At 66.9% G+C, this 6,892-nt stretch carries 6 protein-coding genes; all 6 read right to left on the minus strand.

The genetic code is table 11. From position 1 onward, the window contains the following. Window positions 1-6: 6 nt before the first annotated feature. On the minus strand, window positions 7-1,743 hold the full coding sequence (gene flaJ, locus EXE41_RS05110) for an archaellar assembly protein FlaJ (protein ID WP_049930120.1): 1,737 nt from the start codon (window positions 1,741-1,743) through the stop codon (window positions 7-9). Window positions 1,744-1,812: 69 nt separating this feature from the next. Continuing rightward, window positions 1,813-3,486 carry a type II/IV secretion system ATPase subunit gene (locus EXE41_RS05115; RefSeq protein WP_086216898.1) on the minus strand — a complete coding sequence of 558 codons (1,674 nt, stop codon included), beginning with the start codon at window positions 3,484-3,486 and terminating at the stop codon, window positions 1,813-1,815. 71 nt (window positions 3,487-3,557) lie between these two features. Then, window positions 3,558-4,307 (minus strand): ATPase domain-containing protein, encoded by a 750-nt coding sequence (locus EXE41_RS05120; protein WP_049930118.1) that lies wholly within the window; start codon window positions 4,305-4,307, stop codon window positions 3,558-3,560. Between the two features lies 1 nt (window position 4,308). Continuing rightward, complete coding sequence (locus EXE41_RS05125; RefSeq protein ID WP_086216897.1) at window positions 4,309-4,800, minus strand: flagellar protein G; 492 nt, start codon at window positions 4,798-4,800, stop codon at window positions 4,309-4,311. Next, window positions 4,801-5,274: a flagellin gene (locus tag EXE41_RS05130; protein WP_086216896.1), complete on the minus strand. Its 474-nt coding sequence runs from the start codon at window positions 5,272-5,274 to the stop codon at window positions 4,801-4,803. Next, a partial coding sequence (locus EXE41_RS05135) for a FlaD/FlaE family flagellar protein (protein ID WP_137690439.1) occupies window positions 5,264-6,892 on the minus strand: 1,629 nt, incomplete at its 5' end. The genes EXE41_RS05130 and EXE41_RS05135, both read right to left, overlap by 11 nt.

Here is a 6,892-nt window from a genome sequence, read left to right on the forward strand (position 1 = left end):
TTCCAGTCAGATCGACAGGATCGCGTTGACGAGGGTCCGCGTCGCGATGGCGGTCACGGAGCCGAGCCACGTCAGGAGCACGAAGTGGATGTAGCCGTTCGCGGGGTTCCCGCCGTCGATCCGGCGGATCATCTGCGAGGAGAGCGCCGCGTTGAACAGCACGACGGTGAGGAGGAGGTACTCGATGAGCGGGATGTCGTAGGCGCCGGGGTAGACGATCTGCCCGATGTCCATCTGGTCGAGCCCGAAGTCGGCGGTCAAGTCCGCGAGAATCGCAACGATCTCCAGCCCGATGAAGAAGGCGAACGTCGCGGCCGCGGTGATCCCGTACAGCAGTCCGATGAATGTCATCGCCGCCTGCCGGCGCTGCTCGCGCAGCTGGTTGACGGCGTTCATGTTCTTCGAAATCAGCTCGCCGAGCATCTTCGGGTCCCCGCCCATCCGGCGGCCCACGAGGTACATCTCGGAGAACTTCTGGATGAGGTACGAGCGCGTGTCTCGCGTGAACGCCCGCCACGCGCCCTCGGTGCTGATTCGCATGTTGAGCCGGCGGTAGAGCCGCTCGATCGACTCCGAGAGCTCCCCGAAGTTCTTGTCGCGCAGCGTCGTCAGCACGTCGGTGGTCGTCGACTGCTTCGCGCTCTCGGTCGCGCCCAGCGCGCGCACGAACGACGGGAACTCGCCGTCGCGGGCGGTGATCGCCTGCTCCTCGCTCCGAAGGACGACCCCGGTGATGATCAGCGGCGAGATGGGGACCGCGAGGTACAGCGGCAGCCGCACGTCGTCGAGGAAGAAGAGGAGACCGGGAAGCCCGGGCCCGTACCCGAACATCCCGGCGGCCGTGATCCCGATGAGGAGGAACGAGAGCGCGCCGCCGCCGATCAGCGACCCCCACAGCTTCAGGTCGCCCGGGGAGCGCTCGTCGGGGTGGTACCAGATCGGGTCGTACGGCGACGTGGCGCGGATCATCGCGTAGAAGCCGAGCTGGACGAAGACGAACAGCACGATGACGGCCGCGACAGTCGCGGTCGGGTCGTTACCGGTGAGGATCGGGAGGACGACCGCGAACACGAGGGCGAACGTCATCGAGAGGATCATCGACATGTACAGGTCCTTCATCACCTCCAAGTTCGAGAGCGCGGACTCGTAGCGGGTCTCGTACTGTGCCAGCATGACGTCCTGCTCAGAGACGAGGAACTCCTCCAGCGACTGCCCCGCGCCCATGGTGTAGCCGAGGCGGTCGAAGAAGTCGGCCATCGCGTCGGAGGGGACCTCCTGAGCCCGACGCCGACACGCGTCGTCGAGGCTCTGGTTCCACGTGTCGACGAGGTGGACGACGCGGCCGATCTCCTCGGCGGCGACGCCGTACTCCTCCTCTTTCGCCAGCGTCCGGAACACCTCCATCCGGTCGATGTTCGTCGTCGACAGCACCGTCATGTGCGTCATCACGAGATGTAGTTGGTTGTCGATCTTCGTCTCCAGACTGGAGAGGTAGATCTTCGGGTAGATCACCGCCGCGAACAGGATGAGCCCGCCGAACATCGGGATCGGGACCCGGGCGGCGAAGGGGAGCGGCAGCGCGACCAAGCCGACGACGCTCGCGAGGAAGACGAGCACGGCCGGGAACAGCACGAGCCCGACGTACTTCCCCTTGGAGATGTCGAGCTGCTCGTACGACTCCATGACCTCGGAGGTCAGTTGGGCGGCCGTCGCGAGCCCGTCGCCCACCTGTTTCACCGCCATCGTCAGCGTCCCTCCGGCGCCCTCGCGGGCGGTTCGTCACCGAGCATCGTCACGTGTCCCCGAGCATCGTCACATCGTGTTCCGGTGCATGTCGAAGGGGAGCCCCTCGACGCCGTCGCGCTGGAAGGAGTTGATCGCGTCGTTCACCTCGTGGTAGCCCAGAATGCCCTCCTGAATCATCCGCTCGATGAGCTCCGCGCGGAACTCCAAGTCGTCGTAGATGTCGCGGGTGTCGGCGTAGCCGAGCAGCGTCGCGATCTGCTCTTCTAACACGTAGGAGTTGTTCATCCCCTGGAAGACGATCTCGTCTTCGACGGGGTCCCAGCTGAACACCTCGCGGGTGACGACCCCCTCCATCTCCTTGGAGTACCCCTCGATCTCCTGGACGCTCGTCACGCGGCGCAGGACTTGGTCGCCCTGCTTCACGCGGTTCTGGAACAGCGCCACGTCGGCGTTGTCCATGAACGTCTCCGGGACGTTGATCGGCTCGGAGGTGAACCGCTGGATCATCGAGACGATGTCGGACGCGTGGAACGTCAGCATCACGGGGTGGCCGGTCTGGGCCGCCTGGAACGCCATGCGCCCCTCGGCGCCCCGGACCTCGCCCACGATGATGTAGTCGGGGCGCGACCGCAACGCCGCGGCGACCAGATCGAACATATCCACGTCGGTGGATCCCTCGGCGCCGCCCTCACGGGTCAACAGCTGCTGCCACGTGCTGTGCGGCGGGATGACCTCCGCGGTGTCCTCCGCGGTGTATATCTTCGAGTCGTCCGGGATGTACGAGAGGATGGCGTTCAGCGTCGTCGTCTTCCCGGACGCCGTCTCCCCGACCACGAATACCGTCTGCTCGTTCTCTAGGCAGAGCCAGAGGTACGCCGCCAACTGCGGCGAGAGCGTTCCCCAGTTCGTGATCTGATTGATCGACAGGGGCACCTCGTCGCCCTGCCGGATCGTGAGCGAGGACCCCTTCAGCGAGACGTCGTCGGAGTAGATGATGTTGATACGCGAGCCGTCGGGCAGCGTGGAGTCGACGATCGGATCGGAGTCGGAGAGGGGGTCGCCCATCCGCTCGCCCATGTTCCGCAGCCAGTTGTCGAACTCCTCGGGGGTACCGAAGTCGACGGTCGTCTCCAGCATCCCGAAGGTGCCGTGGTCGACGTGACACTCCTTGGGGCCGATGACGTGAATGTCCTCGTTGGCCGGGTCGCGCATGATCGGTTCGAGGGGGCCGAGCCCGACGATGTCGCGGTTAAGCCGGTATCGGATGTTCTCGTAGGTCTCCTCCGTGACCGAGAGTTTCCCCATGTTGAGGACCTTCGAGAGGTTCCCGCGGAGTCCGCCGTTCTGCTCGTCGATGTGCGTGACCTCCTCTAACAGCTCCTCGATGAGGTCGTCGTACTCGGCCTCGTTGTCCGGAGCGGTGTGTTGACCGCTCACGGTGAGGAGCCGGTTTTTCACCTCGTTGAGGATCTCGGCCTGCGAGCCGGAGAGCTCCGGCTCGATGGCGTAGTACTTCGTGTCCTGCCCGAGGTCGCCGTAGATGTGGCTGTAGATGGGGCCGCCGACCGGATAGATGACGTTCGGCCGGTTGGACTCGTACTCGTCTTTCGGCTCCTCGATGAACTGCGGGAACTCCCCGGTGATCTGTTTGAACTCCCGGAGGTGCTCCCGGAGGTGCGGCCGCCGCATCGCGGCCTTCCGGAGCTCGTCGGACGGTTTGGCGGTGCCGTGCTCGGTCATGTCCCACGCTCGGTCGTCGCGGTGGTCGCAGTCCGCGCGCGCGGACCGGCTGTGCGTCTGCGGGCCATGTGTTAGGCGACGCTGCGGCTCTCAATGACGATTCCGGTTCCGGAACGCACCGAGAACCCGATCGTGTCGCCGACCTGTTCGCCCATGCCCGCGAACCGCTTCACGTTGATCTGCCGGCGGATGTCGTTGCCGACCTCGATCATCTCCAGTTCGAGGAACACGTCGGCGATGGAGCGGAACGGGCCGATCGCCTCGTCGTCGACCGCCGAGGGGTCGACGGTGAGCACCACCACCTTCCCCTGCGAGATGATCTCACGGAAGAAGGAGATGATCTCGAGGGCGGCCTGCCGCTCCTCGTTCTTCCGAACGAGCGCCTCGAACGTTGGGTCGTTGCGGAAGATGGCGTCGAACGTGTCGAGGAAGACGACGTCGGAGTTCCACATCGCCTCCGCTTCCATCAGCCGCTTGAGCAGCTCCTTGCGCTCGCCGTCGCCGTCGGAGAACGCGCCGCCGGAGTCGAAATCGGCGTGGAGGAAGAGCAGCTCCTCTTGGAGGAGCGGCTTCACCATGTCGTACTCCAGCGAGTGCATCTGGTCGATGAACCCGCGGACGGTGAGCTCAGTCGACATCATCGTCACCGAAGCGCCCTCCTCGACGAGCCCGTAGGCGAACCGCTGAGAGATGGCGCTTTTCCCGGCCCCGTAGTCGCCCTCCATGAGGACGATGCTCCCGCGGGGGATGCCACCGCCGAGCTCCTTGTTGAGTCGGTCGCGCTCGCCGAGACCGAGCGAGAGGAGGTTGTCGTGGGGCATCTCAGTTACCCCCCACGCGGAACTGGAACAGCTCCTCGTCGCCGTTCACCGAGAGGTACACCCGGTGGTCGCCGTCGGCGAGCCCGCCGTTCACGCCGTCGATCTCGCTGACCTCGATCGTGAGGCGGAGCACGTCGCCGCGGCTCCATGCGTTCGCGCCGTCAACGGAGACCAGCTCTCCGGAGAGCTTGCTTGGCCGCACGTACCCGCCGTCGAAGACGACGTCGAGGTCGGAGCCGTCGGGCGCGAGGCGGTAGGTGCCGGTGTTCTTTATCAGGAGCGTCACGTTGCCCTCGGTCGCGTTGTACACCCCCGCGCTCGGGTCGGAGATGATCGTCACGTCGGTCCGGAGCTGCTCGGTCGCGTCGAGCCCCGCGTCGTCGACGGCGGCGCTCACGCGGTCGACGCCCGTCGTGATCGTCCCGACGACGCCGGCAGCGATCACCAGGCTTGCGATGAACAGGATGAGGTGCGAGACCGGGACGCTAGCCATCTACGCGCTCACCTCCGTCACGGTCGCGGCGTCGCGGACACCGGACTCGACGACGAGGACCACGCGGGTCTCCCCGCCGACGATGTCGGTCTCCACGGTGTCGCCGACCGTCACCGACAGCGTCTCGTCGCCCAGCCAGAGCGCGGTGTCGGCGTCGCCGTCGACGGTCGTGGCAGCGTTCGAACCCCCGACGTCGACGTACTCGTTGCCGACTAGGAGCGTCGCGTCGTCGGCGACGAGTCCGATCGAGCCCTCGTTGGTGGCGTTGACAGTGAGCTCGCCGGTCGTCGCGTTGAACGTCGCGCTCGTCACGGAGAAGTCGGTGTTCTGCCGTTCGAGCGCGCGCTCGTTGACGCCGTGTTGCGCGTCGGAGACTCGCTCGATCCCGTTGGACGCCACGGGGTAGAACGTCGTGAACGCGAAGAACAGCCCCGCGACGATGATGGCCGTAGACGCGGAGACGCTAACGCCCATCTCCCCACCCTCCGTCGGCCGGATCGGCGCGGTCGGAACGGGGATTCGGGTCGTTCATTGGTCGCGTGGAACCGTTCCGCTCGCGCCGGTCGTCGCGGGGAGCGTCGCCGCGGTTCGCCCCGCCGTCGCGGTCCGCGCCGTTCGTGCCGTGATCCGCGCCGTTCGTGCGTCGCTCGCGCTCGTCCGGGGCCTCTCGGCGACCGGACGGCTCGTGCCCGTTCCGCTTCGGGGCCGAGCGGTCGCGGCGGTCGCCGCGGGCCGGGTCGGCGCGACCGCCGCGGCGGCCTCGGACCGGCCCGCCGCCGACGATCGAGCCGCCGGCGAGGTCGTCCCAGCGGTCGAGGAGGACCGTGTGGCTGCTGGTGCCGTTGAGCTGGGTCACGTACCGGAGGCTGCGAGTGTGATGTTCTCGGACGAGCCGGTCGGTGCCCGGACGGTCGACGAGGTTGCGGTCGATCGTGCCGAACCCGGAGAGGAAGTCCCGGAGCCGCGCCGCGGCGTCGGGACCGATCCACTCGATCCGCTCGTAGTAGTTGATGGCGCGCACCGCGTCGGTGACGTCGCTCTCGGAGACGAGGAACTCCAGCCACTCCATCACGAGGAGGTCCCCGACGTAGTCGCCCGGGAGTTCGGTGAGGTACGGCTTGCCGCGGCCGCCGCTCCCCGAGAGGTCGTCCTCACCGACGTACTCGAAGCCGCCGGACGCCTCAGCGGGGTCGCCGCCGGGTCGGCGGTCGGGGGCGGGATCCGGTTCGGCGCCTCGCGCCGGTTCGGGGTCCGCCGGTTCGCCGAAGTCGTCGCCACCGGTCTCGGCCCCGAGGTCGTCTCCGCCGAGGTCGTCACCGAACCCGTCGTCCGCGGCCCCGTCGTCGAACGAGTCCGTTTCGTCGCCGGGGTCGTCGAACGAGTCGTCCCCGTCGTCGAACGGGTCCTCGTCCGCGGCGTCGTCGCCCTCTTCGGCCCAGTCGGCCTCCCCGGAGTCGTACTCCTCTTTCAGTTCGCTGAAGCTCTTTCCGTCGTCGTTCATATCGTCTTCCTCGTCCGCCGTTTCGGTCTCGGACGCGGCGTCGTCCGTGCTGTCGTCATCCAGTTCCTCGAAGTCGTCGTCGAGGTCGTCGAACCCGCCGTCGTCGATATCCTCGTCGAGGTCGTCGAACCCGTCGTCGTCGACGTCATCGTCGAGGTCGTCGAACTCGTCCGCCTCCGCGTCCGCGTCCGCTTCCTCGTCGAGGAGGTCGTCGTCGAAGAACCCGTCCGCGTCGGCGTTCGCGACGTCCTCGTCGAGGTCCTCCTCCTCGCCGCCGTCTTCGTCGTCGAAGATGCCGAACGACCCCTCGCCGCCGCCGGCGACGCTGTCAAAGCCGCCGGAGTCGTCGACGAAGGGGTTGATGCCGCGGGTGACCATCTCGTAGATGTCGAGCAGGTTGCGGACGTCCTCCTCGATGTCGTCGACGGCGTTCGAGATCTCCTCGTTCTCCGAGCGGACCGTCGAGACGGTCGAGGAGAGCGACGCGACCTCGTTTTCGAGCTCGTCGAGCCGGTTTTCGAGCTCGTCGGTGGCCGCGCCGCCGCCGCCGCCACCGCCGCCGTCGTCGAACTCGTCGTCCCACTCGTCCAT

Source organism: Halorubrum sp. SD690R, from assembly GCF_005435035.1.
Lineage (GTDB): Archaea > Halobacteriota > Halobacteria > Halobacteriales > Haloferacaceae > Halorubrum > Halorubrum ezzemoulense.

What these genes read in the sequence shown, in the direction of transcription:
- flaJ (WP_049930120.1), bottom strand. Translation starts at nt 1,743, where the DNA reads ATGGCGGTGAAACAGGTGGGCGACGGGCTCGCGACGGCCGCCCAACTG.
- EXE41_RS05115 (WP_086216898.1), bottom strand. Translation starts at nt 3,486, where the DNA reads ATGACCGAGCACGGCACCGCCAAACCGTCCGACGAGCTCCGGAAGGCC.
- EXE41_RS05120 (WP_049930118.1), bottom strand. Translation starts at nt 4,307, where the DNA reads ATGCCCCACGACAACCTCCTCTCGCTCGGTCTCGGCGAGCGCGACCGA.
- EXE41_RS05125 (WP_086216897.1), bottom strand. Translation starts at nt 4,800, where the DNA reads ATGGCTAGCGTCCCGGTCTCGCACCTCATCCTGTTCATCGCAAGCCTG.
- EXE41_RS05130 (WP_086216896.1), bottom strand. Translation starts at nt 5,274, where the DNA reads ATGGGCGTTAGCGTCTCCGCGTCTACGGCCATCATCGTCGCGGGGCTG.